32 protein-coding genes are annotated in these 24,896 nt (G+C 61.0%); 13 read left to right on the top strand and 19 right to left on the bottom strand.

Annotated elements, in window-relative coordinates; translation table 11 throughout:
• Positions 1-9: 9 nt before the first annotated feature.
• The 7 genes from murA to mlaF are packed head-to-tail and all read right to left on the bottom strand — an operon-like array spanning position 10 to position 4,530.
• The gene (gene murA, locus OKC29_RS15650) at positions 10-1,266 is read right to left on the bottom strand and encodes a UDP-N-acetylglucosamine 1-carboxyvinyltransferase (RefSeq protein WP_011707623.1); all 1,257 of its coding nucleotides are present in this window, start codon (positions 1,264-1,266) and stop codon (positions 10-12) included.
• Between the two features lie 17 nt (positions 1,267-1,283).
• Positions 1,284-1,541, bottom strand: a complete 258-nt coding sequence (ibaG, locus tag OKC29_RS15645; protein ID WP_005306001.1) for a BolA family iron metabolism protein IbaG — start codon at positions 1,539-1,541, stop codon at positions 1,284-1,286.
• Positions 1,541-1,813, bottom strand: a complete 273-nt coding sequence (locus OKC29_RS15640) for an STAS domain-containing protein (RefSeq protein WP_016352203.1) — start codon at positions 1,811-1,813, stop codon at positions 1,541-1,543. The genes ibaG and OKC29_RS15640 overlap by 1 nt, the downstream gene beginning before the upstream one ends.
• Entirely contained in the window at positions 1,810-2,442 is a 633-nt protein-coding gene (mlaC, locus tag OKC29_RS15635) for a phospholipid-binding protein MlaC (protein WP_011707621.1), read from the bottom strand. Before mlaC ends, OKC29_RS15640 begins: the two co-directional genes overlap by 4 nt.
• A 9-nt stretch (positions 2,443-2,451) precedes the next feature.
• Positions 2,452-2,943 carry an outer membrane lipid asymmetry maintenance protein MlaD gene (gene mlaD, locus OKC29_RS15630; RefSeq protein ID WP_011707620.1) on the bottom strand — a complete coding sequence of 164 codons (492 nt, stop codon included), beginning with the start codon at positions 2,941-2,943 and terminating at the stop codon, positions 2,452-2,454.
• A gap of 7 nt (positions 2,944-2,950) precedes the next feature.
• Positions 2,951-3,730: a lipid asymmetry maintenance ABC transporter permease subunit MlaE gene (gene mlaE / locus OKC29_RS15625; RefSeq protein WP_011707619.1), complete on the bottom strand. Its 780-nt coding sequence runs from the start codon at positions 3,728-3,730 to the stop codon at positions 2,951-2,953.
• On the bottom strand, positions 3,730-4,530 hold the full coding sequence (gene mlaF / locus OKC29_RS15620) for a phospholipid ABC transporter ATP-binding protein MlaF (RefSeq protein WP_011707618.1): 801 nt from the start codon (positions 4,528-4,530) through the stop codon (positions 3,730-3,732). The genes mlaE and mlaF overlap by 1 nt, the downstream gene beginning before the upstream one ends.
• 207 nt (positions 4,531-4,737) lie before the next feature.
• Here mlaF and OKC29_RS15615 point away from each other — a divergent pair, with 207 nt between their 5' ends.
• From OKC29_RS15615 to npr, 10 genes are all read left to right on the top strand, one after another.
• Positions 4,738-5,733 carry a KpsF/GutQ family sugar-phosphate isomerase gene (locus OKC29_RS15615; protein WP_073351984.1) on the top strand — a complete coding sequence of 332 codons (996 nt, stop codon included), beginning with the start codon at positions 4,738-4,740 and terminating at the stop codon, positions 5,731-5,733.
• The gene (gene kdsC, locus OKC29_RS15610) at positions 5,733-6,287 is read left to right on the top strand and encodes a 3-deoxy-manno-octulosonate-8-phosphatase KdsC (protein ID WP_073351982.1); all 555 of its coding nucleotides are present in this window, start codon (positions 5,733-5,735) and stop codon (positions 6,285-6,287) included. Before OKC29_RS15615 ends, kdsC begins: the two co-directional genes overlap by 1 nt.
• Positions 6,284-6,844, top strand: a complete 561-nt coding sequence (lptC, locus tag OKC29_RS15605) for an LPS export ABC transporter periplasmic protein LptC (RefSeq protein ID WP_011707615.1) — start codon at positions 6,284-6,286, stop codon at positions 6,842-6,844. The genes kdsC and lptC overlap by 4 nt, the downstream gene beginning before the upstream one ends.
• The gene (gene lptA / locus OKC29_RS15600; RefSeq protein ID WP_016352198.1) at positions 6,831-7,358 is read left to right on the top strand and encodes a lipopolysaccharide transport periplasmic protein LptA; all 528 of its coding nucleotides are present in this window, start codon (positions 6,831-6,833) and stop codon (positions 7,356-7,358) included. Before lptC ends, lptA begins: the two co-directional genes overlap by 14 nt.
• Before the next feature lie 3 nt (positions 7,359-7,361).
• Complete coding sequence (lptB, locus tag OKC29_RS15595) at positions 7,362-8,087, top strand: LPS export ABC transporter ATP-binding protein (RefSeq protein WP_011707613.1); 726 nt, start codon at positions 7,362-7,364, stop codon at positions 8,085-8,087.
• A gap of 65 nt (positions 8,088-8,152) precedes the next feature.
• Positions 8,153-9,592 (top strand): RNA polymerase factor sigma-54, encoded by a 1,440-nt coding sequence (locus tag OKC29_RS15590; RefSeq protein ID WP_011707612.1) that lies wholly within the window; start codon positions 8,153-8,155, stop codon positions 9,590-9,592.
• Positions 9,593-9,613: 21 nt separating this feature from the next.
• A complete protein-coding gene (gene hpf, locus OKC29_RS15585) occupies positions 9,614-9,901 on the top strand; it encodes a ribosome hibernation promoting factor (protein ID WP_005305957.1) in 288 nt (95 codons plus the stop codon).
• A 2-nt stretch (positions 9,902-9,903) separates the two neighbouring features.
• The gene (ptsN, locus tag OKC29_RS15580; RefSeq protein ID WP_005305951.1) at positions 9,904-10,350 is read left to right on the top strand and encodes a PTS IIA-like nitrogen regulatory protein PtsN; all 447 of its coding nucleotides are present in this window, start codon (positions 9,904-9,906) and stop codon (positions 10,348-10,350) included.
• Between the two features lie 42 nt (positions 10,351-10,392).
• Positions 10,393-11,259, top strand: coding sequence for an RNase adapter RapZ (rapZ, locus tag OKC29_RS15575; protein ID WP_011707611.1), 867 nt, complete (start codon positions 10,393-10,395; stop codon positions 11,257-11,259).
• 20 nt (positions 11,260-11,279) lie between these two features.
• Entirely contained in the window at positions 11,280-11,552 is a 273-nt protein-coding gene (gene npr, locus OKC29_RS15570) for a PTS phosphocarrier protein NPr (RefSeq protein ID WP_005305943.1), read from the top strand.
• A gap of 15 nt (positions 11,553-11,567) precedes the next feature.
• Here the strand turns inward: npr and OKC29_RS15565 are convergent, their stop codons facing one another.
• The 12 genes from OKC29_RS15565 to OKC29_RS15510 form a co-directional block, all read right to left on the bottom strand.
• Positions 11,568-13,472 carry a BglG family transcription antiterminator gene (locus tag OKC29_RS15565; protein ID WP_073351978.1) on the bottom strand — a complete coding sequence of 635 codons (1,905 nt, stop codon included), beginning with the start codon at positions 13,470-13,472 and terminating at the stop codon, positions 11,568-11,570.
• A 105-nt stretch (positions 13,473-13,577) separates the two neighbouring features.
• Positions 13,578-14,318, bottom strand: a complete 741-nt coding sequence (dagF, locus tag OKC29_RS15560; RefSeq protein ID WP_029302022.1) for a 2-dehydro-3-deoxy-phosphogluconate aldolase — start codon at positions 14,316-14,318, stop codon at positions 13,578-13,580.
• A complete protein-coding gene (locus tag OKC29_RS15555) occupies positions 14,318-15,433 on the bottom strand; it encodes a DgaE family pyridoxal phosphate-dependent ammonia lyase (RefSeq protein WP_073351976.1) in 1,116 nt (371 codons plus the stop codon). The genes dagF and OKC29_RS15555 overlap by 1 nt, the downstream gene beginning before the upstream one ends.
• On the bottom strand, positions 15,417-16,556 hold the full coding sequence (locus OKC29_RS15550) for an amidohydrolase/deacetylase family metallohydrolase (RefSeq protein WP_073351975.1): 1,140 nt from the start codon (positions 16,554-16,556) through the stop codon (positions 15,417-15,419). The genes OKC29_RS15555 and OKC29_RS15550 overlap by 17 nt, the downstream gene beginning before the upstream one ends.
• Positions 16,557-16,599: 43 nt before the next feature.
• Complete coding sequence (locus OKC29_RS15545) at positions 16,600-17,250, bottom strand: DUF4310 family protein (RefSeq protein ID WP_011707606.1); 651 nt, start codon at positions 17,248-17,250, stop codon at positions 16,600-16,602.
• Positions 17,251-17,261: 11 nt separating this feature from the next.
• Positions 17,262-18,038, bottom strand: a complete 777-nt coding sequence (locus tag OKC29_RS15540; RefSeq protein ID WP_016352193.1) for a DUF4311 domain-containing protein — start codon at positions 18,036-18,038, stop codon at positions 17,262-17,264.
• Positions 18,039-18,078: 40 nt separating this feature from the next.
• Positions 18,079-18,375 (bottom strand): DUF4312 family protein, encoded by a 297-nt coding sequence (locus OKC29_RS15535; protein WP_029304679.1) that lies wholly within the window; start codon positions 18,373-18,375, stop codon positions 18,079-18,081.
• Positions 18,375-18,740: a glycine-rich SFCGS family protein gene (locus OKC29_RS15530; RefSeq protein ID WP_011707603.1), complete on the bottom strand. Its 366-nt coding sequence runs from the start codon at positions 18,738-18,740 to the stop codon at positions 18,375-18,377. The genes OKC29_RS15535 and OKC29_RS15530 overlap by 1 nt, the downstream gene beginning before the upstream one ends.
• Positions 18,741-19,103 carry a transcriptional regulator gene (locus tag OKC29_RS15525; protein ID WP_073351974.1) on the bottom strand — a complete coding sequence of 121 codons (363 nt, stop codon included), beginning with the start codon at positions 19,101-19,103 and terminating at the stop codon, positions 18,741-18,743.
• Positions 19,104-19,414: 311 nt separating this feature from the next.
• Positions 19,415-20,536 carry an outer membrane-stress sensor serine endopeptidase DegS gene (degS, locus tag OKC29_RS15520; protein WP_011707601.1) on the bottom strand — a complete coding sequence of 374 codons (1,122 nt, stop codon included), beginning with the start codon at positions 20,534-20,536 and terminating at the stop codon, positions 19,415-19,417.
• Positions 20,537-20,625: 89 nt separating this feature from the next.
• A complete protein-coding gene (locus OKC29_RS15515) occupies positions 20,626-21,987 on the bottom strand; it encodes a Do family serine endopeptidase (RefSeq protein ID WP_011707600.1) in 1,362 nt (453 codons plus the stop codon).
• Between the two features lie 81 nt (positions 21,988-22,068).
• On the bottom strand, positions 22,069-22,449 hold the full coding sequence (locus OKC29_RS15510; protein WP_011707599.1) for a YhcB family protein: 381 nt from the start codon (positions 22,447-22,449) through the stop codon (positions 22,069-22,071).
• 140 nt (positions 22,450-22,589) lie between these two features.
• Between OKC29_RS15510 and zapE the strand changes: the two genes are divergently transcribed.
• From zapE to rpsI, 3 genes are all read left to right on the top strand, one after another.
• The gene (gene zapE / locus OKC29_RS15505; protein ID WP_073351972.1) at positions 22,590-23,684 is read left to right on the top strand and encodes a cell division protein ZapE; all 1,095 of its coding nucleotides are present in this window, start codon (positions 22,590-22,592) and stop codon (positions 23,682-23,684) included.
• 266 nt (positions 23,685-23,950) lie between these two features.
• Positions 23,951-24,379 carry a 50S ribosomal protein L13 gene (gene rplM, locus OKC29_RS15500; RefSeq protein ID WP_005336289.1) on the top strand — a complete coding sequence of 143 codons (429 nt, stop codon included), beginning with the start codon at positions 23,951-23,953 and terminating at the stop codon, positions 24,377-24,379.
• A gap of 15 nt (positions 24,380-24,394) precedes the next feature.
• The gene (rpsI, locus tag OKC29_RS15495; RefSeq protein WP_005336286.1) at positions 24,395-24,787 is read left to right on the top strand and encodes a 30S ribosomal protein S9; all 393 of its coding nucleotides are present in this window, start codon (positions 24,395-24,397) and stop codon (positions 24,785-24,787) included.
• The last annotated feature ends 109 nt before the right edge of the window (positions 24,788-24,896 follow it).

Here is a 24,896-nt window from a genome sequence, read left to right as displayed (position 1 = left end):
GGGCGGCAATCAGCCCTTGATGCGCTCGATGCGGCCGCCAAGGCCTTGCAGCTTGTGCTCGATGTCTTCGTAGCCACGGTCGATGTGGTAGATGCGATCGACGATGGTGGAGCCTTCGGCCACGAAGCCGGCCAGCACCAGACTGGCGGAGGCGCGAAGGTCGGTCGCCATCACCTGGGCACCCTTGAGCTGCTGGGTGTCGCGGCAGATGGCCACATTGCCCTGCAGTTCGATGTCGGCGCCCATCCGTACCAGCTCGGGAACGTGCATGAAGCGGTTCTCGAAGATGGTCTCGGTGACCATGCCGGTGCCCTTGGCCACCGCGTTCAGCACGGTGAACTGGGCCTGCATGTCGGTCGGGAAGGCCGGGTAGGGGGCGGTTTTGATGGTGACCGGCTTGAGGGTACGACCGGTCATGTCGAGGGTGATCCAGTCTTCACCCTTCTCAATCAGGGCGCCAGCCTCTTCCAGCTTGACCAGCACCGCTTCCAGCAGGGTCGGGTCGGTCTTGCGGCAGGTGATCTTGCCACCGGTGACCGCTGCGCCCACCAGGAAGGTACCGGTTTCGATACGGTCGGGCTGGACGCTGTAGCTGCCGCCATGCAGACGCTCGACACCGTCGATGGTCAGGGTGTCGGTGCCCGCGCCCTGGATCTTGGCGCCCAGCGCATTGAGGAAGTTGGCCAGATCGACCACTTCCGGCTCGCGCGCGGCGTTTTCGATCACGGTGCGGCCGTCAGCCAGGGTGGCGGCCATCATCAGGTTCTCGGTACCGGTGACGGAGACCATGTCCATCAGGATGTGGGCACCCTTCAGGCGGCCGTCGACACGAGCCTTGATGTAACCATCCTCGATGGCAATCTTGGCACCCATCAGTTCCAGACCGTGCACGTGCAGGTTGACCGGACGGGCACCGATGGCGCAGCCGCCGGGCAGAGAGACGTCAGCCGCGCCAAAGCGGGCGGCCAGCGGGCCCAGCGCCAGGATGGAGGCGCGCATGGTCTTCACCAGCTCGTAGGGGGCGACATGGTTGTTCACCGCACCGGTCAGCACGGTGACGTTGCCGTTCACCTTGGTGGTGGCACCCAGCATCTCCAGCAGCTTGATGGTGGTGCCCACGTCTTTCAGGCGCGGCACGTTGGAGAGGTGGATCTCCTCATCACACAGCAGGGTGGCGAACAGGATCGGCAGAGCGGCGTTCTTGGCGCCAGAGATGGTCACTTCGCCGTTGAGAGTACAACGACCATCGATCTTGAATTTGTCCATTTACGTTTGATACCAAATCAGGAGGGCAGTAGGAATTTACGTTCGCGTTTCCACTCGGCATCGGTAAAAGCCTTGATGGAGAGTGCGTGAATGGCGTTGCTGGCGATCTTGTCCATCAGCGGGGCATAGATGGCCTGTTGCTTCTTGACCCGGCTCATGCCGTCAAACATGTCGCCGACGGCGATCACTTGGTAGTGACTGCCGTCCCCTTTGACATGGACTTCGGACAATGGCAGAGCCTCGAGGAGTATCGCTTCAATTTCAGAGACTTGCATTATGCGTCCTCAGTTGTGAGCGGGGTTGACTGAAACAATCCGGCCACCCCGTAGAGGTTGGCCAGGGTATAAAAATCAGTGGAGGCGCCCACCAGTTGCGGTGTGGCGCCTCGTGCCAGAGCGGCTTTGGCCCATTTGACCAGCAGGGCAAGTCCTGCCGAATCCAGGGTGGTGACGTCACCGAGCTCGATCTGGTCTTCCTGCCACCAGTCGGCCCGCCGCTGCCACAACTCAACGACCTGGGCTGCCTGCAGCTCGCCACTCAGTCTCATTTCTTGAGTACCAGCGGCTTGGCATTGTGGGCGCGCAGCTGGGCGATCACCGCATCGATGCCGTTCTGGCGGATGAGGCCACCCAGCTCGTTCTGCTTGGCAGAGAGCAGGCTGATCCCTTCGGCGACCATGTCGAAGGCTTTCCATTCGCCGGTCTTGTTGTTCTTGCGCAGCTTGAACTCGAGGAAGATGTCCGGCTTGCCGGCCTCTTTCACGCTGACGTTGACCGCGGTGATGTTGCTGTCACCGGCGGCCTTGCCCGGCTCGACCTTGACGGTCTGCTTGTCGAAATGGGCCAGGGCGTCGGCGTAGGAACTCACCATGTACTCGGTGAACACCTCGACGAAGGCATCACGCTGGGCCGGGGTGGTCTGCTTGATCTGGTTGCCGAGCACCTTGTAGGCGGCGAAGCGGTTGTCCACATAGGGCAGCAGCTCTTCGCGGATGATCACCCGCAGGTGGTCCGGATTGCTCTTCACCTGAGCCTGATCGGCCTTCAGGCGGGCGAAGGTCTGCTTGGCCGCCTGATCCACCAGGGCATAGGGATCGGTGGCATCGGTGGCTTGCGCGGTCAGGGAAAACAGCATGCTGGTCATCAGGCCCAGCAGCAGGGCGATCTTCTTGAACATGGTTACTCCTTACTTGCTGTCTGATTTGGTGTCGGAAGACTGGCTGTAGAGGAACTTGCCAATCAGGTCTTCCAGCACAATGGCGGATTTGGTGTCTTCAATCATGTCGCCATCCTTGAGCATGCTGGTGCCCATCTCCTCATCGGTAAAGCCGGGCATCAGACCTATGTACTGCTCGCCGAGCAGCCCCGAAGTCAGGATGGAGAGGGTACTGGTCTCGGAGAACTCACCGGCGCTCTTCTGCATCTGCAGAGAGACGATCGGCACCTGGCTCTTGGCATCCAGAGTGATGTCGCTGACCCGACCGACCACCACGCCGCCTACCTTGACCGGCGAGCGCACTTTCAGGCCGCCGATATTATCGAAATGGGCGCGCAGGGTATAGGTTTCTCCTTCCGGTTTGAAACTCAAACCTGCCACTTGCAGTGCCAACGCCAGAATGGCACCGATGCCGGCCAGCATGAAAGCGCCAACCAGGAATTCTACTTTGCTGAACTTCATCTTTACCTTATCCAAACATGACTGCGGTGAGTATAAAATCCAGGCCGAGCACGGCCAGGGAGGAGTGGACCACGGTACGGGTCGTGGCCTGACTGATCCCGGCCGAGGTCGGCTTGGCATCATAACCGTTAAAGAGCGCAATCCAGGTGACCACCAGGGCAAAGATCAGGCTCTTGATGGCCCCCTGCATGATGTCATCCTGCCAGTCGACGGAGGCCTGCATGGCGGACCAGAAGCTGCCTTCGTCCACCCCCAGCCAGTCGACGCCGACCAGCTTGCCGCCGAAGATGCCGATCAGGCTGAACATGAAGGCCAGCAGCGGCATGCTGATGACCCCGGCCCAGAAGCGCGGCGCGACGACCCGGCGCAGCGGATCCACCGCCATCATCTCCAGGCTGGAGAGCTGTTCGGTGGCCTTCATCAGGCCGATCTCGGCGGTGAGGGCCGAGCCGGCGCGGCCGGCAAACAGCAGCGCGGTCACCACGGGGCCCAGTTCCCGCAGCAGAGAGAGGGAGACCAGCGGCCCCAGACTCTGCTCGGCACCGAAGTCCTTCAGTACGTTGTAGCCCTGCAACGAGAGCACCATGCCGATGAACAGGCCCGACACCAGAATGATGGCGACCGACTGCACCCCGACCACATACAGCTGCTGCACCAGCAGCGGAAAGTGCTTGCGCGGCGCGGGTTTGCCCGCCAACGCGTGAAACAACATGATGGTGGCGCGGCCGATGGCGCTGATGAATCGCACCCCGCTTCGCCCCAGTTTGCTTACCTGGCTTGTCAACATCAGAGATCCTGTAGCAGGTCGCCTGCCGGAAAATGAAACGGAACAGGACCGTCGGGCAATCCTTTCAGGAACTGCTCGACCTCGGGATTGTGCTCCTCGCGCAGCTGGGCCGGCGTGCCGTGCGCCACCACCTTGCGGTTGGCGATGATATAGGCGTAGTCGGCAATGCTCAGCACCTCTTTCACGTCGTGGGTGACGATGACGGAGGTGATGCCGAGGGCATCGTTCATATCCTTGATGAGCTTCACCAGCACCGCCATGGTGATGGGATCCTGGCCGACGAACGGCTCGTCATACATGATGAGGTCCGGATCCAGCGCGATGGAGCGGGCCAGCGCCGCGCGCCGGGCCATGCCGCCGGAGAGCTCGGACGGCATCAGTCTTGCCGCGCCGCGCAGGCCCACCGCCTGCAGCTTCATCATGACGATGGTGTGGATCAGCTCCTCGGGCAGGCCGGAGTGCTCACGCAGCGGGAAGGCCACGTTGTCGTACACCGTCATGCCGGTAAACAGGGCGCCGCTCTGGAACAGCATGCTCATCCGCTTGCGCACCTCGTACAGGCGCGAGCGGGAGAGGGTGGGGATATCTTCCCCGTCAAACAGGATATGACCGGATTCGGGCTTGAGCTGGCCGCCGATCAACCGCAGCAAGGTGGTCTTGCCGATGCCGCTGGGGCCCATGACCGCAGTGACCTTGCCACGGGGAATGGTCAGGTTTATCCCGTCGTATAACAGCCGATCTCCGTGACTGAAGGTCAGGTCGGAGATGGTGATCAGGTCATCGTTCAAACAATTGTCCATCCGGTGTAAATGAAGAGCGAATTTTATGGGCTAGTCTAGGTCTAAGCAACAGCAAGGAACAACTATTGAACAGCCTGCCTGTCCAGACGCGCGACAGTTTTTTGTAACCAATTGTCTCTCTTTTCAGGTCGGGAAGTATCCGATTCGCTTATCTCGACAGACTTTTTTATAATCCCGCAGCAAATTTCAGCCCGGAGCTGTGCCTTTATGTCTGTAAAGTCTGAAAAAGTGTCTGAACTGTTCGATTTTCGTCGCAGCGCCCGTACCGTGCTGGACATCGAGAAACAAGCGATTGATGGACTCTACCAGTACCTGAACGATGCCTTCGATCAGGCGTGCGAGATGATACTGCGCTGCAGTGGCAAGATAGTGGTCACCGGCATGGGCAAGTCAGGTCATGTCGGAAGCAAGATTGCGGCCACCCTGGCTAGCACCGGCACTCCCGCCTTCTTCCTCCATCCGGGTGAAGCCAGCCACGGCGATCTGGGGATGATTTCCGGCGGCGATCTCATCATCGCCATCTCCAACTCCGGCGAGAGCGACGAGATCCTGGCCCTGTTGCCGGTGCTCAAGCGCCGCGGCATCCCGCTCATCTGCATGACCGGCAACCCGGTCTCCACCATGGCGAAAGAAGCCAACGTGCATCTGTGCATCAAGGTAGAGAAAGAAGCCTGCCCGCTGGGGCTGGCGCCCACGTCCAGTACCACCGCGACCCTGGTAATGGGCGATGCGCTGGCGGTGGCCCTGCTGGAAGCCCGCGGCTTTACCGCCGACGATTTCGCCCTCTCTCACCCGGGTGGCTCCCTTGGCAAGCGATTGCTGCTGCGGGTCGGCGATCTGATGCACAGCGGTGAGCTGTTGCCCCAGGTGGGGATAGATGCCACCATCAGCCAGGCACTGCTGGAAGTGAGCCGCAAGGGGCTAGGCATGACGGCCGTGGCCGATGCCGATGGCCGTCTGGCTGGGCTGTTCACCGACGGCGACCTGCGCCGCATTCTGGACCTGCAGGTGGATATCCACCACACCCCGATCAGCCGCGTGATGACGGTCAACTGTGTTACCGTGGGACCAGAGATGATGGCAGCCGAGGCCGTCAAACTGATGGAAACCAGAAAGATCAACGGATTACTGGTTGTGGATGGTGACAAGCGCCCGCTGGGTGCCTTCAACATGCATGACCTGCTGAAAGCCGGAGTAATTTGATGCAAAACGTACCGACCCTCTATGGTCCGGTGACGCGCAGCCAGTTTGAGAAGGCGGCGCAGATCCGCCTGCTGGTGTGCGATGTGGACGGGGTGCTCTCCAACGGCCTCATCTACATGGGAAATGACGGCGAAGAGCTGAAGACCTTCTGTACCCGCGACGGTGCCGGCATGCGGGCGCTGCTCAACGCCGGGATCGAGATTGCCATCATCACCGGGCGCAACTCCCGTATCGTTAGCGATCGGATGAAGAGCCTGGGGGTGCAGCACCTGGTACAGGGGGCGGATCAGAAGCTGCCCCACTTCGAGGCGCTGTTGACCAAACTGGTACTGACCCCCGAGCAGGCAGCCTACATTGGCGATGACACCATCGATCTGCCGGTGATACAGGCCTGTGGTCTCGGCATCGCCGTAGCCGATGCCCATCCGCTGGTGCTGGCGCGGGCCGACATGGTGACCCGGCTGGCCGGCGGTGTGGGCGCGGTGCGTGAGGTGTGCGATCTCATTTTGCAGGCCCAGGGGCTGGGTGACTATCAGCCAGAGGCCTCGGTATGAGCAGACAAACCCTGTTGTTCGCCCTGCTGTTCCTGGTTGCGCTGGCTGCCTGGCAGCTCGGCGACATCGAACTGGCGCCGGAGCCGACCACCAAGGTGGAGAATTATCAGCCGGACTTCACCGCCAAGAATCTGGTGACGACCCGCTTCGATGTCGAGGGCCGTCGCACCGAGCGGCTGGAGTCCCGCTACGCGGAGTACTACCAGATCCTCGAGCAGGCCACCTTTGACAAGCCGGTGGTCTACATGTTCGACAAGCAGGGTGAGGCCGAGTGGAAAGTCACCGCCGATACCGGCGTGCTCAACACCGATGACAACGTGATCCTGCGGGACAAGGTGCATCTGGACGGCTTGTTGCCCACCTCTTTCATCTCCACGCTGGATACCCCCTATCTGGAGCTGGATCTGGTGACCCAGAACGTGAGAAGCAATCAGCAGGTCAGCATAGTGGGTAAGGATTTCCAGACTGAGGGCGTTGGCCTGAAGGGTCATCTGGAACGCAAATATTTTGAATTACTGGATCAGGGCCATGCCATCTATTTCAATGAAAAACGCTAATCTGGCCCTCGCGGCCCTGCTGCTGTGCGGCACCGTGAGCGCCAAAGAGTCCGACTTTGCCGAGAAGGTCTATGTGGATGCGGTCAAGCAGGTGGCCGAGATGCAGGACAACCGCATCACCTTCGAGCAGGATGTGACCATCACTCAGGGCACCATCAAGATCAAGGCGGACAAGGTGGTGGTGATCCGCTCCGGCGAGAAGGGTGCCGAGGTGATGACGGCCTATGGCAAGCCCGCCACCTTCTTCCAGATCCTGGACAACGGCAAGCCGGTCAACGCCCATGGCAACAGCATCCGTTATGAGCTGAAGAACCGGCTGGTGACCATCACCGGCAACGGTCAGCTCAAGCAGGAAGACAGCCAGGTCAATGGCGACCTGATCCGTTACGACATCGTCAAACAGAAGATGATTGCCGAGAGCAAGACCCCGAACCAGCGGGTCAAGACGGTGTTCCTGCCGGATCAGGTAGAGAATTTCGACAAGCCGGCCGATCAGAAGAAGCAGGGAAAATAAACCATGGCAGTGTTGAAAGCAGCCGGCCTGCAAAAAAGTTACAAGCGCCGCATGGTAGTGAGCGATGTGAGCCTGGAAGTGGGGACCGGCCAGATCGTCGGGCTGTTAGGGCCGAACGGCGCCGGCAAGACCACCTCCTTCTACATGATCGTGGGGCTGGTGCAGAGCGATGCCGGCCTCATCACCATCGATGATCAGGACATCAGCCTGCAGCCCATGCATATCCGTGCCCGCAACGGTATCGGCTATCTGCCGCAGGAGGCCTCCATCTTCCGTCGCCTGTCGGTGTTCGACAATCTGATGGGTGTCATGCAGACTCGCAAGGGATTGAGCCGCGAAGAGCGGGAGGACAAGGTCCAGCAACTGCTGGAAGAGTTCAACATCACCCATATCCGTGACAGCTTGGGGCAGAGCCTGTCGGGCGGGGAGCGGCGCCGGGTCGAGATCGCCCGGGCACTGGCAGCCGAGCCGCGTTTTATCCTGCTGGATGAACCCTTTGCCGGGGTCGACCCCATTTCTGTGATAGACATCAAGAAGATCATCCAGCATCTCAAAGATAGAGGCCTGGGCGTCTTGATCACCGACCACAACGTCAGAGAGACTCTGGACGTATGTGAGAAGGCCTATATCGTCAGCCACGGCAAGATGATTGCCGAAGGTGCACCGGCCGACATACTGGCCGACGAACAGGTCAAGCGCGTCTATTTGGGCGATCAATTCAGTCTATAGTAAGGGGGCATCTCTTCATTTCCTGTGACGACTGCCTCGCTGAACATAAGGATATCCCGACGTAGATGAAGCCGACATTACAGTTGCGTCTCGGCCAGTCCCTGACCATGACGCCGCAATTACAACAAGCGATTCGTCTGCTCCAGCTCTCCACTCTGGAACTCCAGCAGGAAATTCAGCAAGCGCTCGACAACAACCCCTTGCTGGAGCAAGAGGAAAATGATGTGCAGGAGACCAGCCCGGAAGAGCCGGTCGATGCCAGCCAACTCGACTCCAGCGATGCCATGTCCCAGGACAACATGCCGGACGAACTGCCGGTAGATACCACCTGGGAAGAGGTCTACTCGGCCGGCACGGCCCAGAGCGCGGGCCCGATCCACGATGGTGAAGACAGCATCTATCAGGGCGAAACCACCGAAAACCTGCAGGATTATTTGCTGTGGCAGATGCGCCTGACGCCGTTCAGCGACGTGGATGCCGCCATCGCCCTCGCCATCATCGATGCCATCGACGAATCCGGTTACCTGACGGTGTCGCTGGAGGATATCCAGACTGCGGTAAGCAGTGAGGATGTCGAGGTGGAGCTCGATGAGGTGGAGGCCGTGCTCAAGCGGGTGCAGCATTTCGACCCGGTCGGCATCGCTGCCCGCTCGGTGCAGGAGTGTCTGCTGATCCAGCTGGGCCAATACTCCCCGGACCTGCCCTGGCTCAACGAGGCCAAGGAGGTGATCCTCGAGCACATGGACTTGCTCGGCAATCGCGACTACCGCACCCTGGCGCGCAAGACCCGGCTCAAGGAGAGTGACCTCAAGGAGGTGCTGGATTTGATCCAGCAGCTGGAGCCGAGACCCGGCAACGGCGTCATTCAGAGCGAATCCCAGTACGTGATCCCGGATGTTTCCGTGGTCAAGAAGGGCAACAAGTGGGTGGTCGAGCTCAATCCGGACTCGGCCCCGCGCATCCGGGTCAACGAGACCTATGCCGCCATGGCCCGTCAGGCTCGCACCAGCCAGGATACCCAGTTCATCCGTTCCCACCTGCAGGAAGCCAAGTGGTTCATCAAGAGCCTGGAGAGCCGCAACGACACCCTGCTCAAGGTGGCCAGCTGTATCGTCGAGCAGCAGCAGGGCTTTTTCGAATACGGTGAAGAGGCCATGAAACCCATGGTGCTCAACGACATCGCCGAAGCGGTGGAGATGCACGAGTCGACCATCTCGCGGGTCACGACCCAGAAGTACATGCATACACCGCGCGGCATCTTCGAACTGAAGTTTTTTTTCTCCAGTCATGTCAACACGGAGGGAGGAGGAGAGTGCTCATCGACCGCAATTCGCGCGCTCATCAAGAAGCTGGTCACGGCGGAGAATCCCGCCAAGCCGCTAAGTGATAGCAAGATCGCGGATTTGCTGGCCGAACAGGGTATTATGGTGGCGAGACGCACGATCGCAAAGTACCGTGAATCCTTGTTGATCCCGCCATCCAATCAGCGCAAACGCCTGGTTTAGGCAAAACAAAAGGAAGACGTTATGCAAATTAACCTGACCGGACACCATGTCGAGATCACCGAAGCTCTGCGTGATTATGTGAACAACAAATTTGCCAAACTCGAGCGTCACTTTGACCACATCAACAATGTTCATGTGGTGTTGAGCGTAGAAAAACTGAACCAGATCGCCGAAGCCAAGCTGCATGTCAGCGGGGGTGAGGTGTTCGCCAATTCGCAGCATGCCGACATGTACGCTGCGATTGATACCCTGCTGGACAAGCTGGATCGGCAGATCATCAAGCACAAAGATAAGTTAAATCAAAAATAACCATGCAACTTGAACACATACTGAGTCGGGACTGCACCAAAAGTGCGGTCCCTTGTACCAGCAAGAAACGCGCCCTGGAGATCATCAGCGAGTTAGCCGCTGAGCGTCTGGGGACCTCTCGTCAGGTGCTCTTCGAGTGCCTGCTGGCGCGAGAAAAAATGGGCAGTACCGGGATCGGTGCCGGTATCGCCATTCCCCACGGCCGGATTGGCGACGAGTTTCCGCCGACCGCCATCCTGATGACCTTCGCAGAGCCGATCCCCTTCGATTCCATCGACAATCAACCGGTTGACCTGCTGTTCGCCCTGCTGGTGCCGGAAAGCGAGTGCAAGCAGCACCTCAAGACCCTTTCCCTGATGGCATCCAAACTGGGTGACAAGGCGGTATGCCGCCAGTTGCGCCAGGCAACCAGCGACGAAGAACTCTATCAGATCATGACATCGGCCTGAGATGCAGGCCCTTGCAATGACGCCAAGCGGTGAGGGAACAAGATGCAATTAATAGTGGTGAGTGGGCGCTCCGGCTCGGGCAAGACAGTTGCCCTGCGTGTGCTGGAGGATCTCGGTTATTACTGCGTGGATAACCTGCCGGTCAACCTGCTGCCCCAGCTGATCGTCTCGGTCGAGAGCCAGTATGACAAGCTGGCGGTCAGCATCGACGTGCGCAACCTGCCGGCGAGCCCGGACAAGCTGGAAACCCTGCTGGCCCAGGTTCGCAACGAGGGGCGGGTGGAGTTCTCGAGCTTCTTCTTCGATGCGGAAAACTCCACCCTGCTCAAGCGCTACGGCGAGAGCCGCCGGCTGCACCCCTTGTCACGCAATCAGTTGTCGCTGGATGAGGCAATTCGGGAAGAGACCCACCTGCTGGCGCCGCTCTCCTCGACGGCTGACCTGCGCATCGATACCACCAACCTCAGCATTCACGACCTGAGCGAGCTCATCAAGACCCGGGTGCTCGGCAAGAAGGAGAACGAGCTGGTGCTGGTGTTCGAGTCGTTCGGCTTCAAGTACGGCATTCCCAAGGATGCCGACTTCGTGTTCGACGCCCGCTTCCTGCCCAATCCGCACTGGATCCCCGAGCTCAAACCCTTCACCGGCAAGGATGAGCCGGTGGCCCGCTATCTCTCCAGCCAGCCCGACGTGATGCAGTTCATCCTGCAGATCGAGAACATGCTGGCGACCTGGTTGCCCCATCTGGAGCGCAACAATCGCAGCTATGTGACAGTCGGTATCGGTTGCACCGGTGGCCAGCACAGATCGGTATTCATTGCCGAGCAGCTGGCTGGCGCCTTCCGCCTGCTGGGCAAGAATGTCCAGATCCGCCACCGCACCCTCGACAAGAGTGCGCCGCAATTTTGATGGACCAATAGGAAGATCAGATGACCGTCTCAGCCTCGGTGGAAGTGAAAAATAAACTGGGCATGCATGCCAGACCGGCCATGATGCTGTTCGAGCTGGTGCAGGGGTTCGATGCCCACGTGTTGCTGCGCAACGAAGAGGGGGTCGAGGCCGACGCGGACAGCGTGATCGGCCTGTTGATGCTGGACTCCGCCCAGGGCAAGCAGGTGGAAGTCCAGGTGGAGGGACCCGAGGAAGTGGAGGCCCTGGCCGCCGTGGTGGCGCTGTTCACCTCGGGCTTCAACGAGGAGTAACGCACCTCGGCATGCTCAAGGTGCGCTGCGTGCCAGCGTCTTGAAGGCGGCAAAATCCCGACAAGCCAGCAGACTCCTGCTGGCTTTTTCGTTCATCAGCGCCAGGAACAGGTCGTAGAGCCCCATCGCCTCTTCGTAGTCGGCCTTGGCGATGGCCAGTACGAAGACGAGGGTAGCGCTCTCGCCGTTGCCCCAGTCGATCCCCTGGGGGGCCAGCACGGTATAGACCAGGGTGCGGCGCGCCAGCAGGCCGAGGGAGTGGGGCAGGGCGATGCCGTCCCCCAGCATGGTGGAGACGATCCGCTCCCGCTCCTGCAACGATCCCCGAAAGCCGCTCTCCACCAGATCTTCCACCTCCAGTTGGTTGCAGATGCGATCAAACAGCGCCGCCTGGCTGAGCGGTTCGGTGACCACCATGAAGTGGTCGGCATCGAAGTATTTGTCGAGCAGGTAGGGACGGGTGCGATCGATCAGCACCAGTTTGCCGAGCTGCTCCAGCTGGTACTGGGTCGGGATGGGGGCGACCTGCACCACGGGCACGTTCTTTTCGCAGGCCTTGACGGTGCTGATGACGAAGTCCTGCTCGATCCGCGCCAGCCCTTCGTAATCCCGCACCGACTCCAGCATGGTCAGCTGCAGCTGGGGATACTCCCTCTTGATGCGGGCCTCCAGCACCCGGAAGGTGGCGTTGCCCGCATCGCACAGCAGCAGCGCCTGCGGGCGGCGGGTGTAACCGATGTCGTAGTGACGCTCCAGTCCGACCCCGATGTGGATCACCAGATAGCCTATCTCGTGGTGGGTGAGCCGATAGGGAGTCTGCCTGATCCACTCCGAGATGGCCGCCAGCGTGATGTCGTAGGCGAGGGGGTAGTACTGCTTGATGTGGTCCGCCAGCGGATTGTGGCTGCCGATCTGGTATTTGACCCGCAGCAGCATGGCGCTGATGTGGGTCTGCAGGTCGGCCCGCAGTTGCAGATCGCCGCGCAGGTCATAGGGATAGTGCTGGTGGATGTAGGCCAGCAGATGCTCCACCAGCTGTTCGCTCTCGGCCGCCATGGCCGGGCTGAGCTGGGGGGCATCGGCGGTGAGGCGGGCCTGGATCTGGATGGCGAGACAGGCTATCTCCTCCTCCCCCGGCGGAGTCAGGGTCGGCAGCTCGCCATAGATGTCGCGGGCGACCGCCAGCAGAGGCGCCGTGAGATCCTCGCTGGTGAATTGGCGCAGCTCGTGGCCGGCCGCCTGGCGCAGCAGGGCGACGGCGCAGTAGATGGCGAGCTGCTGCAGGCTCTCATCGGCCAGGCGCAGCTGATGACGGCCGAGCTGCTCGTGGATGTGATTGCCCACTACCTCCAGCGTCTTGCTGGGACAGAGGTTGGGCAGCAGGCTTTGCAGCGGGTTGCTGTGCAGCAGCTCCTGGTAGAGCAACTGGGTGAGGCAGGCGCGGATGGCCGTCTCGCCCCCCTGGATCCGCATCCCCTGCCTGGGTTTGCTGTCGATGGCGAGTCCGAAGTGGGCGAGCCGCTCCCGCACTTCCGCCATGTCCCCCTGCAGTGCGGCCCGGCTCAGATACCAGGTGTCCGCCAGCTCGTCGAGCTTGATGCCCTGCTCCGCCGTCAACAGCAGAATCTGCAGGTGCAGCACCCGCTCACGGCTGGTGCGGGGCAGACCGCTCTCCTGCTCCTGGGCCGCCAGCAGCGCCGCGAACAGCTCCTGATTGTAGATCTTGAGCTGATAGCCGCTGCCGCGCTGGTGGATCAGGTGGGCGCCCCGGGTGGCGATGATCTCGTTCAGGGTCGCCACGTCGGTGCGCACGGTGCGGGTGGAGACATTGAGGCGGCGGGCCAGCTCCTCCTGCGGCAGCGGCTGGGCGTGGAGCAGGGTGAGCAGTTGATGGAGTCTGGGGTGGGGCAGCTTGATCATGAGGGGGAAACGGACTCCTGTTGCGGAATGAAAAATCGATGTTAACAAGTGAGTCATTAACAAGCCAGGCACCGGTCAGTGATCGGACCGGTGCCTGAAGGGCTGTCAGGCCAGCAACCGCTTCACCGTGGCCAGCAGGGTACGCACGTCCTCGGGACGGGTCTGACCGCTCGCGCTGTCGATGATGGAGCTGTAGATGTGGGGGATCACCTTCTCGACCCCGGCATCCAGCGCAATCCGCACTATCTCCTCAAAGTTGTCGAGATCGATGCCGCCGGTGGGCTCCAGCCAGAAGCCGTGGCGGGCACAGGCCTCGGCCACCGCCTGATACTCGGCGCGGCAGGTCAGCCCGCCCATGGGGAAGAACTTGACCGAGCTGCCGCCCATGTCCTTGAGCAGGGCGATGGCGGTGTCGATGGGGACGATGCCGTCAGGCTGCTGGCTACTCAGGGGACCAGTGGAGATCTTCACCATCCCCGGCGTGCCGGTGGGGGAGACAAGGCCATTAACGAGGGTGTCAGACTGGCCGAGCAGTGCCCGGCTGGCGCCGACCCCGGTGAACACCTGGTTGACGTGCTGGGGCTGCAGCTGGCGAGCCAGCTCGGCCACCATGGCGGACTGGCGCGGATCGCCGGCCCCCAGCCCGATGGAGAGGGCGTTGTCGATAAGCTTGGCGTAGGCCTGCATGTCAGCGACGGCGGAGGGCACATCCGGGTAGTTTTTGGAGAGCACGCCGACCAGCACATGGCCCTCGGCGGCCTCATAAATGTCGACGGCATTCTGTCGGGAGCCGGCCAGCACGTTGAGGCAGACCCGATCGCGGTAGTAATTGGGAGTAAGAGACATCAGTTGTTCTCCTGAACGAGGTGGGCAATGGCGGAGTGGATCTGGTCGAGCTGGGGCACGGTGACGCTGCGCACGTCTATCTCGATGTGCCCCTCGTTGGCCTTGTAGCCGCGGCAGTAGATGGCAGGTGTGCCCTGCTGGAGACGGCTGACGACCTGCACTGTGGTCATGCCGATCTGCTGGTGGTCGAAGGCGATGTCGGTGCGGGCGATGTCGCGCCCCGCGCTGTCCCACACTACCTTGGCGCTGACGCCGGGCAGCTGATTGAGGCGCTCGATGAAGGGGGTCATCTTGGCGACCATGGCGGCGCCGCTCTCCTTCTCTTTGGCCAGATAACGCTCGATGGCGTGGGTGAGGCCGAGGATCCCCTCCTTGCCCACCTTCATGGCACGGCCGATGCCGTTGGCCTGCTGCTTGACCCACTCCACGTACTGGCGCTTGCCGAGCACCAGCCCGCTGGTGGGCCCTTCAATGGCCTTGGCGCCGCTGTAGATGACCAGATCCGCGCCCAGGTTGTAGTAGAGACGCAGATCTTCCTCGGCCGCCGCATCGACGATGAGCGGGAGCCCGTGGGCTTTGGCCACCTCGGCTGCCTCGGCCACCGACAGAATGCTCTTCTGCACGCAATGGTGGGACTTGATGTAGAGGATGGCGGCGGTACTGGCATTGATGGCGGCGGCCAGCTGGGCGGCAGAGCACTCGTTGGCGTAGCCGGCCTCCACCACCTTGCCGCCACCCAGGTTGACCATGGTGCCGACCGGGGCGCCGAAGTTGACGTTGTGCCCCTTGGGCAGCACGATTTCGCTCGGCACATCGTGGGCATGGGCGTGCAACTGCTCGAGGCGGTAGGGGTCGCCGCGCACGATCACTGCGGCCACCGACTGGGCGATGCCGGCGCTGGCGCAGGAGACCACCACCGCATCTTCCACGTCCAGCAAGCCGGCCAGGTAGGCGCCGGTCTTGTTGACCAGATCCTTCACCTCGAAGTAGTGACCGAGGCCGAAGTTGACCGCGTCGACCACCTCCTGTTCGGGGGTGGAGACGCCGAGAATGGTCATGCGCCCGGAGGCGTTGATCACCGGTTTGAGCTGATATTTCTCATACACAGAAGGCATGGTGTGATTTCCCATAGTGAGTCAGAACCAGTTCGCCACCGACCAGGGCGGCGAGGGGCAGCAACTGCCGATCGCCATTGCGGGCGCCGGCTTCGGTATCGGTAAAGAGGGTGGGGCCGCTGCTCACCTCGAACAGGGTCAGATCGGCAGCGGCGCCCACCTCGAGTCGCCCCTTGCCGGGCAGACGCAGGGCATCGGCGGCATGGTGGGTGACGCAGGCGATCACCTGCTCCAGCGTCATGCCGATGGCGAGAAATTTCGACATCACGTGGGCCAGGCTGTAGACAGGCCCTTTGATGCGGTTCTTGCAGTAGATGTCGGAGCTGATGGTGCGGGGCAGGATCCCCTGGGCAATGGCCAGCTCCGCCACCTCGAAGCTGAAGCTGGCGCCGCCGTGACCGATGTCGAGCAAGAGGCCCCGTTGCATTGCCTCACGCACCGCCTGGCGCAGTTCGCCGGCCGGGGTCAGGATGCGGTTGGGCTTGCCGTTGAAGCAGTGGGTCAGCAGATCGCCATCGCCCAGCAGGGCGACGATCTCGTCCAGATCCGGCGGCGTGTTGCCCACGTGTACCATCAGCGGCAGCTGGCCGTGGACCTGTTGTAGCGCCTTGGCCATGCGCAGTGGTTGCAGGCCGTTCTCACCCACCACGCTGCCGCTCATCCGCGCCTTGATGCCGACGATGAAGCCGGGGTGGCGGGCAATGGCCGCCGAGGCGAGATCCATGTCGAGGTCCCGGCTGTCGGCCAGCTCGTTCTGGCGCAGCAGGCCGATGCGGGAGATGTTGAGCAGGGCATGCACCCGGGTCTTGCAGCCGGCGGCGAGACGTTGGAAGTCATCCACGTCGTCGGCCCCGGTGCTGCCGGCGTCGATGACGGTGGTGACGCCTGACTCCACGCCCACCTTGTCCGGCTCATCGTGATAGATGGGGGAGGCGGGGTAGCAGTGGGTGTGGCCGTCGATCCAGCCGGCGCTCACATGCACCCGGCCGCCGAGCTCCAGGATCTGCCGCGCCGCTGCCGTCTCCGGCAGGGAGCCGAGGGCGGCTATCTTGCCCTGCTGGATGGCGATATCGACGAGCTGGCCATCTCCCTGGCGCCCCGCTCTGATGATGATGTCGTACATGCTAGATGGCCTCTCGAGCGCCGCCCCGCAGGGCGGCGGATGGTTATGCAAGCGCAACCGGGAAGAAGGTACCGAGCAGCATGGCCCCCAGGATGGCACCGCCGGTGATGGGCTTGCCCCACACGTAGAACAGCAGCGCACCCAGCAGAGAGCCGATGCCGATCGGAATCGAGGCGCCCATGGCGGAGAGGATGATTAAGGGGCCGAGGAAGCGGCCCGAGCTGTTGCCAGCCCCCATCATGACGTCTGCGCCGTAGGTGGAGTTGCTCTGATTGATGGTGAACTTGCGCGCCAGGATGATCACGTAGCCGATGGCCAGACCAATCCCCATGCCGGTTGCCAGCGAGGCACCGAAGTTCTCCACCGGATAGACGATGCCGGCCCCCAGCAGCAGGGCGGGCACGCCGAGGCCGACCCCGGTCTGGATGGCGCCGCCGATATCCAGGATCCCCACCAGGGAGCCCTCGATGATGCGGGCAAACAGGAAGCTGGCGCCGAAAGCCGCCACCGCACCATAGGCACCGGTGTCCATGCCGGCCTTGAGCATGGCGACGAAGGCCACCTCGTTGAAGGCGCCGACCCCGTACAGGTAGAACATGTGGGTACCGGCGAAGACCCCGGCCGACAGCAGGCCGACAAAGATGGGGAAGGACCAGTCGGCGTACCAGAAGTTGTTTTTCAGTTTCTCATCCACGGTGTGACCCCTTATTTGCCGCTCAGCAGGTTATGGACGTTTTCCAGCCACAGGGGAACCCCCAGATGGAAGGACTCGATGAGTTTCATGTCGAAGCCGCGGAAGAAACCGCTCAGCACGAACAGCAGGACGATGGCTGCCATCATCACCTTGGTGACATGGTTCCAGCCGCTCTCTTCCACGCCCTTGCCGATCAGGATGCCGAGCACCAGGCCCGGTACCGCGTTGCCCATGATGAGCTGGGCCAGACCGCCGAAGATGGTGGCCCAGAAACCGGACTTCTTGCCCGCCTCGATGGCGGCCAGCCAGAAGATCACCGGCATGACGGTGTTGACCAGCAGGTTGGCAGCCGGTACCAGCACCTTGACCGCGGTGACCTGCAATGCGGCCGGTACGGCGGCGGCCGTGCTGTTGAGGAAGGCGACCACGATGGCACCTATGATGCCGCCGGCAATGGCCATCTTCTTCGGGTCGTGCAGGGTGGTGGCGAGATCCCGGTTCTTGAACAGCAGTGCCGCCGTGGCCCAGTGCGGAATGATGCGGTGATCCACATCCTGGGTGAAGGCGCCGGCTGCCACGGTGGAAGCCCAGGCGTTGAAGAAGAAGCCGAGACCAAACGAGAAGTGGGAGGCGGGGTCCCCTTCGCAGGAGTTGAGCTCACCCAGGGTACGGAAGGCGCCCATGCCCTGTACGGTCGGCGCATGGAACATCCGTGCCGCGCCGGCCCCCACCCCGACGCCTACCAGGCCGCCGATGATGAGTGACTTGATAAATATGATTAGAAACATCCAACGTATCCTTCTTGTGGGGTAGTACCCGCGGGCTGCGTCACACCAGGGTGAACGTCACTTGCTCGGCATCCAGGCTGGTGACCTTGACCGTGATCGCCAGCTGGACCCGGAATTCGCGGCGCTGGCGCGGCAGGAAGAAGAACAGGAACTTCTCCACCCGGACCGACTCTTCGGCCTTGAGCACCTGCACCTCGAGCGGCTCGATGCGCAGCATCACCCGCGGGTTGTCCTTGAGCAGCGTTGGCTGCACCTGGCTGAGGGCGGCGGCGAACGCCTGCTGGCGAGTCGGCCCCTTGCCGTTGACCATGACCTGGGTGGTGAAGTCCTCTTTCATCAGGCGCGTCCGTGTTTCTTGGCGAAGGCTTCGATCAGCTTCTGACCCAGCTCTTCCTTGTCCATGAAGCCGAAGCCCAGCACCACGCAGCCTTCGTTGATGGCGGTGACGCCCTCTTCGATGGAGCGCATGCCGTAGCGGCACTTGTAGCCGTACTTGGTCTGCGCCGTGATGGCACCGGCACCGCCGCTGCCGCAGAAGGAGATGCCGAGATCCGCCTGCTCCTTGTTCATCACGTCACCGAGCTTCATGTCGGCGGCCATGCCGGGGATGATGGTCACGCTGGCACCGGCGGTTTCCGCGCCTGCTCCCACTTTCTGACCCTTGCCGAGTCGATCACCGATCACGAGTTTGATGGCTGTCATTTAGCTTTCTCCTTTCACTGAGCTGAGTTCGTTTTCTTTGGCAACTTCGAAATGGACGGACAGCAGATGGGCCTCTTCATAGGCCAGCTTGTCCAGCCAGGCGACGACCTGTTCCGCCAGGCGCAGGGAGAGGGGGGAGATCTCCTCGAACAGGCTGAGATCGACCTCCGGCAGCGACTCACCGCTGTAGGAGCGCCACACCATGGCTTTGACGTGGGAGGCCAGCATTTGCCGCTGTACCTCGTTGGGACGGATGCCCTGCTCGCCGAGCAGGGTGTGGATGCGCGCCAGCGTGTGGTCGGTCTGGCGCAGCAACGGTGGGCTGTCCGGGGTCAGGTTCTGGTCATGGGTCTCTGTGTGCAAGGTCTGCTCTCCAAGGCTGGCAGAAGGGATAGCGTTACCCTAAGCCGGCAGTAGAGGAGAGAGGAGGCACTGTTTTTCCGATTCGAAGCGGAAATTCCCGCACGCTTGGGCTGAAAACGGTGATTTTTGTGGGGTGGAGGGGCAAAGGGCTGCTATCGGGGCCGACTTTGTGTGATCGAGGGCGCACTTGGCCCGTCGAGCCGGGCCGAGCAGGCTTGCTGGAAACTGTGAGTCGCCTCACGGATGGGGGGAGTACGGGGGAAGCAAGCAGGGGCGGTTTACCGCCCCTGTTAAAGAGTATTGGCGGGATATCAGCTGGCGGTGGCGGCGCTCGCGCTGGCCCGGTTCTGGTAGCGCAGATCCTCTTCGATGGTGACCTCCACCTCCAGCGGCTTGCCGTCACGGATCACCGAGATGGTGAGCTTGGTGCCCGGCCGGCTCTCGACGATCTTGTCCATGGCGGTACGTACGCCGCTGATGGCTTCGCCGTTGATCTTGAGCAGCACATCGCCTCGCTTCAACCCGCCTCTGGTGGCCGGACCGTTGGGATCCAGGCTCTCCACCACCAGGCCGCGCAGGTCGCCCAGGTTCATCATGCGGGCGACGATGGGGTTGATCTCGACGCTGGAGATGCCGAGGTAGCCGCGGATCACCCGGCCGTTGGCGATCAGCTCATCCATGATGCGTTTGGCCAGCTTGTAGGGGATGGCGAAGCTGATGCCGTAGCTTTCCTGGTTGCCGTTGAGGTGGTAGGCGGCGGTGTTGATGCCCACCAGATCGCCGCGGGCGTTGACCAGGGCGCCCCCCGAGTTGCCCTCGTTGATGGCGGCGTCGGTCTGCAGCAGATCCTGCCGGCCGTTACTGTCCGGGCCCATGCTGGAGAGGCCGATGCGGCCGGTGGCGCTGATGATGCCCTGGGTGATGGTCTGGCCGACGTTGTAGGGGTTGCCGATGGCGAGCACCACGTCACCCACGTCGGGCAGGCGCTCCGGATCCTGCGGGATCACCGGCAGATTGTCCGACTCGATGTAGAGCACCGCCAGATCGGTCAGCTGATCGGAGCCAACCAGCTCGGCGCTGAATACCCGCCCATCCTGCAGCGCAACGATGATCTGGTCCGCGTCGGCGATGACGTGATAGTTGGTCAGCACGTGGCCACGCTGGCTCATGATGACGCCGGAGCCGAGCCCCTGCGGCCTGAGTTCGGCCTGATTGCCCTGGTTGCGGGCGAAGCTGCGGGTATAGATGTTGACGACTGCCGGCCCGGCGCGGTGGGCGGCGTAGGAGAAACTCAGTTCACGGGCATTGGTGATGAGGCCGGGCAGCTGGGCCCCGCCACGGAAATTGGGAAACAGCAGCAACAGAAGAGCCGCCACGGTGAGACCGAAGCCGACAGACTTGCCCAAGTAACTGACTAGAGGGGGGATTTTCATGTCATTCTCATCCGTACATACAGCGCGCAGAGAATAACACTATCGGTGGATAAAAATCACCCGCGGCGAGGGCCGCGGGTGAGAGGGAGTTAACGGATCACCAGATAGAGGGAGGATTCCCCGCGCTGGATGTTCAGCGCCAGCACATCCGGCTTGTTCTTCAACGCCTTGCTCAGCTCTTCCAGCGAGTTGATGCGCAGGCGGTTGACCCCGATGATGATGTCACCCTTCTGCAGGCCGGAAGCGGCGGCAGGCGAGCGCGGATCGATGTCGGCCACGGCCACGCCGGTCACCGGCTCGGCGGTGGTGCTCAGCTTGGCCCCTTCCAGTGCCGGGTGCAGGGCGCTGGCCAGGATCTCGCTGTCATCCGCCTTCTTCAGCGTGACCTTGACGGTCTGCTCCTTGCCATCGCGGATGAGGCCCAGAGCAACCTGCTTGTCAGCCCCCATGGTGGCGATCTTGGCGCGCAGTTCACCAAACGAGCGGATGGCCTTGCCATCGATGCTGATGATGATGTCGCCGGCCTTGATGCCCGCCTTGGCGGCGGCGGAGTCAGGCATCACTTGGTTGACGAAGGCGCCATCCTTCTTGTTGTAGCCGAAGGTCTTGGCGATTTCGGAGGTGAGCTCGGTGCCGGTGATGCCCAGCTGGCCGCGGCGCACTTCACCGTATTTCACGATCTGCTCGGACAGGTCGCGCACCATGTTGGACGGAATGGCGAAGCCGATGCCGATGTTGCCGCCGTTCGGTCCCAGGATGGCGGTGTTGATGCCGATCAGCTCGCCGCGCAGGTTGAGCAGGGCACCACCTGAGTTGCCGGAGTTGATGGCCGCATCGGTCTGAATGAAGTTTTCCAGATTTTCGATGTTGAGGCCGCTGCGGCCGAGCGCACTGACGATGCCGGAGGTGACGGTCTGGCCGAGGCCGAACGGGTTGCCGATGGCCAGCGCATAGTCACCGACCCGCAGTTCGTCGGAGTCGGCAAACTTGATCTGCACCAGATCCTCAGCCTTGATTTGCAGCAGTGCGATGTCGGACTGCTTGTCCTCGCCGATCTTCTTGGCAGCGTATTCACGGCCATCCTTCAGGTTGACCTTGATCTCGTCCGCCTCGTGCACCACGTGGGCGTTGGTGATCACGTAGCCCTTCTTGGCATCGATGATGACGCCGGAGCCGAGCGCCTGGAAGGGCTGCTCGCTCACCTGCTCGTCGGGCATGTTGGGACCGAAGAAGAAACGGAACTGTTCCGGCAGACGCTGGCGGGTGATCTTCTTGCCGGAGACTGAAATGTTGACCACGGCAGGAGTGACCTGCTCGAGCACCGGCGCCAGGCTTGGCATCTCCTGATTGTTCGCCAGCAGAGAGGGCAGTGCAGCCTGTACAGGGGCCGCAGACATGGCGATACCGACACTGAGGGCTAACACACTGAGCACAGAAAGAGGTTTACGCATATGAAAAACAGCTCCCAGAAAAAGTTGCAATGCAATCGTCAAGGTCTGACCACGCTACCGCACAATTAGTTCCGCAGGGAACTAACTGGACTGTTTGAGTAGGCCGGAGGCCCCTGCATAGTCACGGGGTGGTACGCCCGGTTCTTCATTGGCCGGGACATCGCTGCTCTCGTCGAGCAGGGTTTCACGGAACAGCGGCTCCTGAGCCTTGGCCAGGAATTTGCTCTGCTCCGCCATATGGCGATAAAGGGTCTGGTACTGCTCGGCCAACTGCTCCATCAGGGCGGCGCTGTCGGCGAAGTGGGTATTGATCTGGCCCTGGTAGCTTTCCAGTTCTTTGTGAGCCTTCTTCAGTTCTTGTTCCAGACGGCCAGCATCCCGGCTGCGCACTGTGAAGCGGCCGATGATGACACCGATAATCAAGGCGGCGACAGCCAGCAGGATCCCGTTTAACAGACTCATAGATGCTCCTTGTTACAGCTAAATCAATGTGGGTTGATGCGGCCAAAGCGGCCGCTACGCCTTGATGGCACTATACCGTGCACCCCGAGAGCGTGATACCATTTTGTCCTTCATTCAGGGACTTGAAGGCAATCGACAGGATGACCCCGCAGCAAAAGTATCAGCAGGATTTGCAGCGCCCCGGCTTCGTGGCCGACTCCGCTCAGGCGATGGCAGTGGCCCGTCTGGAGCGACTCTATCAGGATTTGTGCCAAACCCCGACTCCGACCAGATCCCGTGGCCTGCTGGGCTGGCTGCAAAAGCCGAAACCCCGCGCGCCCATCCTGGGTCTATATATGTGGGGCGGAGTGGGCAGAGGCAAGACCTGGCTGATGGATACTTTTTTCGACAGCCTGTCGGGAGAGCGCAAGCTGCGCATTCACTTCCACCGTTTCATGCACCGGGTGCACGATGAGCTCAAGGGGCTGACCGGTCAGGCTGATCCGCTCAAGCTGATCGCCAGCAAGCTGGCCGGCGAAACCGACGTCATCTGCTTCGACGAGTTTTTTGTCTCCGACATCACCGACGCCATGTTATTGGGAACGCTGTTTCAGGAGTTGTTCGGCCATGGAGTGGTGCTGGTGGCGACTTCGAACATACCGCCGCAGGATTTGTATCGAAATGGGTTGCAGCGCGCCCGTTTTCTACCGGCGATTGCACTCATCGAGCGCCATTGCGAGATACTTAACGTGGACGGCGGCACCGACTATCGCCTGCGCACGCTGGAGCAGGCGGAGATTTATCACTTCCCGCTGGATCAGCAGGCAAAATCCAATCTGGATCGTTATTTTGGACAGTTAACCGGGCTGGAAGAGGCCCGGGCGGGCAGTGTCGAGATCAATCACCGTCAGCTGACGTCGCTGGGGATGGGAGAAGGTGTGCTCTATATGGAATTCGAGCAACTTTGCTGTACTCCCCGCTCCCAGAACGACTATATCGAGCTGGCCAGGCTGTTCCATACCGTCTTGCTGGCCAATGTGCAGCCAATGGGGGCGGGCACGGATGACGCGGCGCGCCGCTTCATCGCCATGGTGGACGAGTTCTATGAGCGGCACGTCAAGCTGATCATATCGGCGGCGGTGCCGATGCAGGAACTCTATGGCAACGGGCTGCTGAATTTCGAGTTCAAACGTTGTCTTTCACGGCTTCAGGAAATGCAATCGCACGAATACCTTGCCAGAGTGCACCTTCCTTAGTCACAATACCGCGCCTGCCAGTCGGATGGGCATCTGCGGCAGGTAGGGCCGGGCGACATTTGCTAGCTTCATGGCAGTGAAATTAGCAGGTGATATTTAAGGCAACTTCACTTATAATCGCCCGGCCCACGTTACAGCTGTCGATAAGACAGCAACACTTTAAGCTTTACTTGTATTCGAAGGGGTACAGGTAGGCCATCGTTTGTTGTTTGTGGGAGAGCCCCCATAAGCAATTGGGTCTGTAACAGGTAATTGGGTTTAACTTAATGAAAACTTTCGTTGCCAAGCCAGAAACCGTAAAACGTGACTGGTACATTGTGGACGCAGAAGGTAAAACTCTGGGTCGTATCGCAACCGAGATCGCTGCTCGTCTGCGTGGTAAGCACAAAGCTGAGTACACTCCGCACGTTGACACCGGTGATTACATCATCGTTGTAAACGCTGAGAAGGTACACGTAACCGGTAAGAAATTTACCGACAAAATGTACCATGCTCACTCCGGTTTCCCGGGTGGTATCAAGTCCATCAGCTTCGACAAGCTGATTCAGCGTAAACCGGAAATGGTAATCGAAGCTGCCGTCAAAGGCATGCTGCCGAAGGGTCCGCTGGGCCGTGCCATGTTCCGTAAGCTGAAAGTTTACGCAGGCGCCGAGCACGCTCATGCTGCTCAGCAACCTCAAGTACTGGATATCTAACGGGAACTGGCAACAATGGCAGAAAATCAATACTACGGTACCGGCCGTCGCAAAAGCTCCACTGCTCGCGTATTTATCAAAGCGGGTAGCGGTAAAATCGTAATCAACCAGCGCTCCCTGGAGCAGTACTTCGGCCGTCCGACTGCCCGCATGGTAGTTCGTCAACCGCTGGAACTGGTTGAGATGACCGAGAAACTGGACCTGTACATCACCGTTAACGGTGGTGGCATCTCCGGTCAAGCTGGTGCGATCCGCCACGGTATCACTCGTGCTCTGATGCAGTACGATGAAACCCTGCGTTCCGAACTGCGTAAAGCAGGCTTTGTTACTCGCGATGCCCGTAAGGTTGAGCGTAAGAAAGTCGGTCTGCACAAAGCTCGTAAGCGTCCGCAGTACTCCAAGCGTTAATTCGCTTTTGGTACGCACTCTCACGAGTGTCAAAAAAGCCTGGCCATGTGCCAGGCTTTTTTTATTGGTAATATTACCAACGGTATTGCTAACACCACGTCACAAAAGA

Origin of the sequence: Aeromonas sp. QDB34 (assembly GCF_027705405.1) — a bacterium.
GTDB classification, from domain to species: domain Bacteria; phylum Pseudomonadota; class Gammaproteobacteria; order Enterobacterales; family Aeromonadaceae; genus Aeromonas; species Aeromonas hydrophila.
The sequence above is the reverse complement of the archived record's forward strand: the minus strand, read 5'-3'. Positions and strand labels throughout refer to the sequence as shown.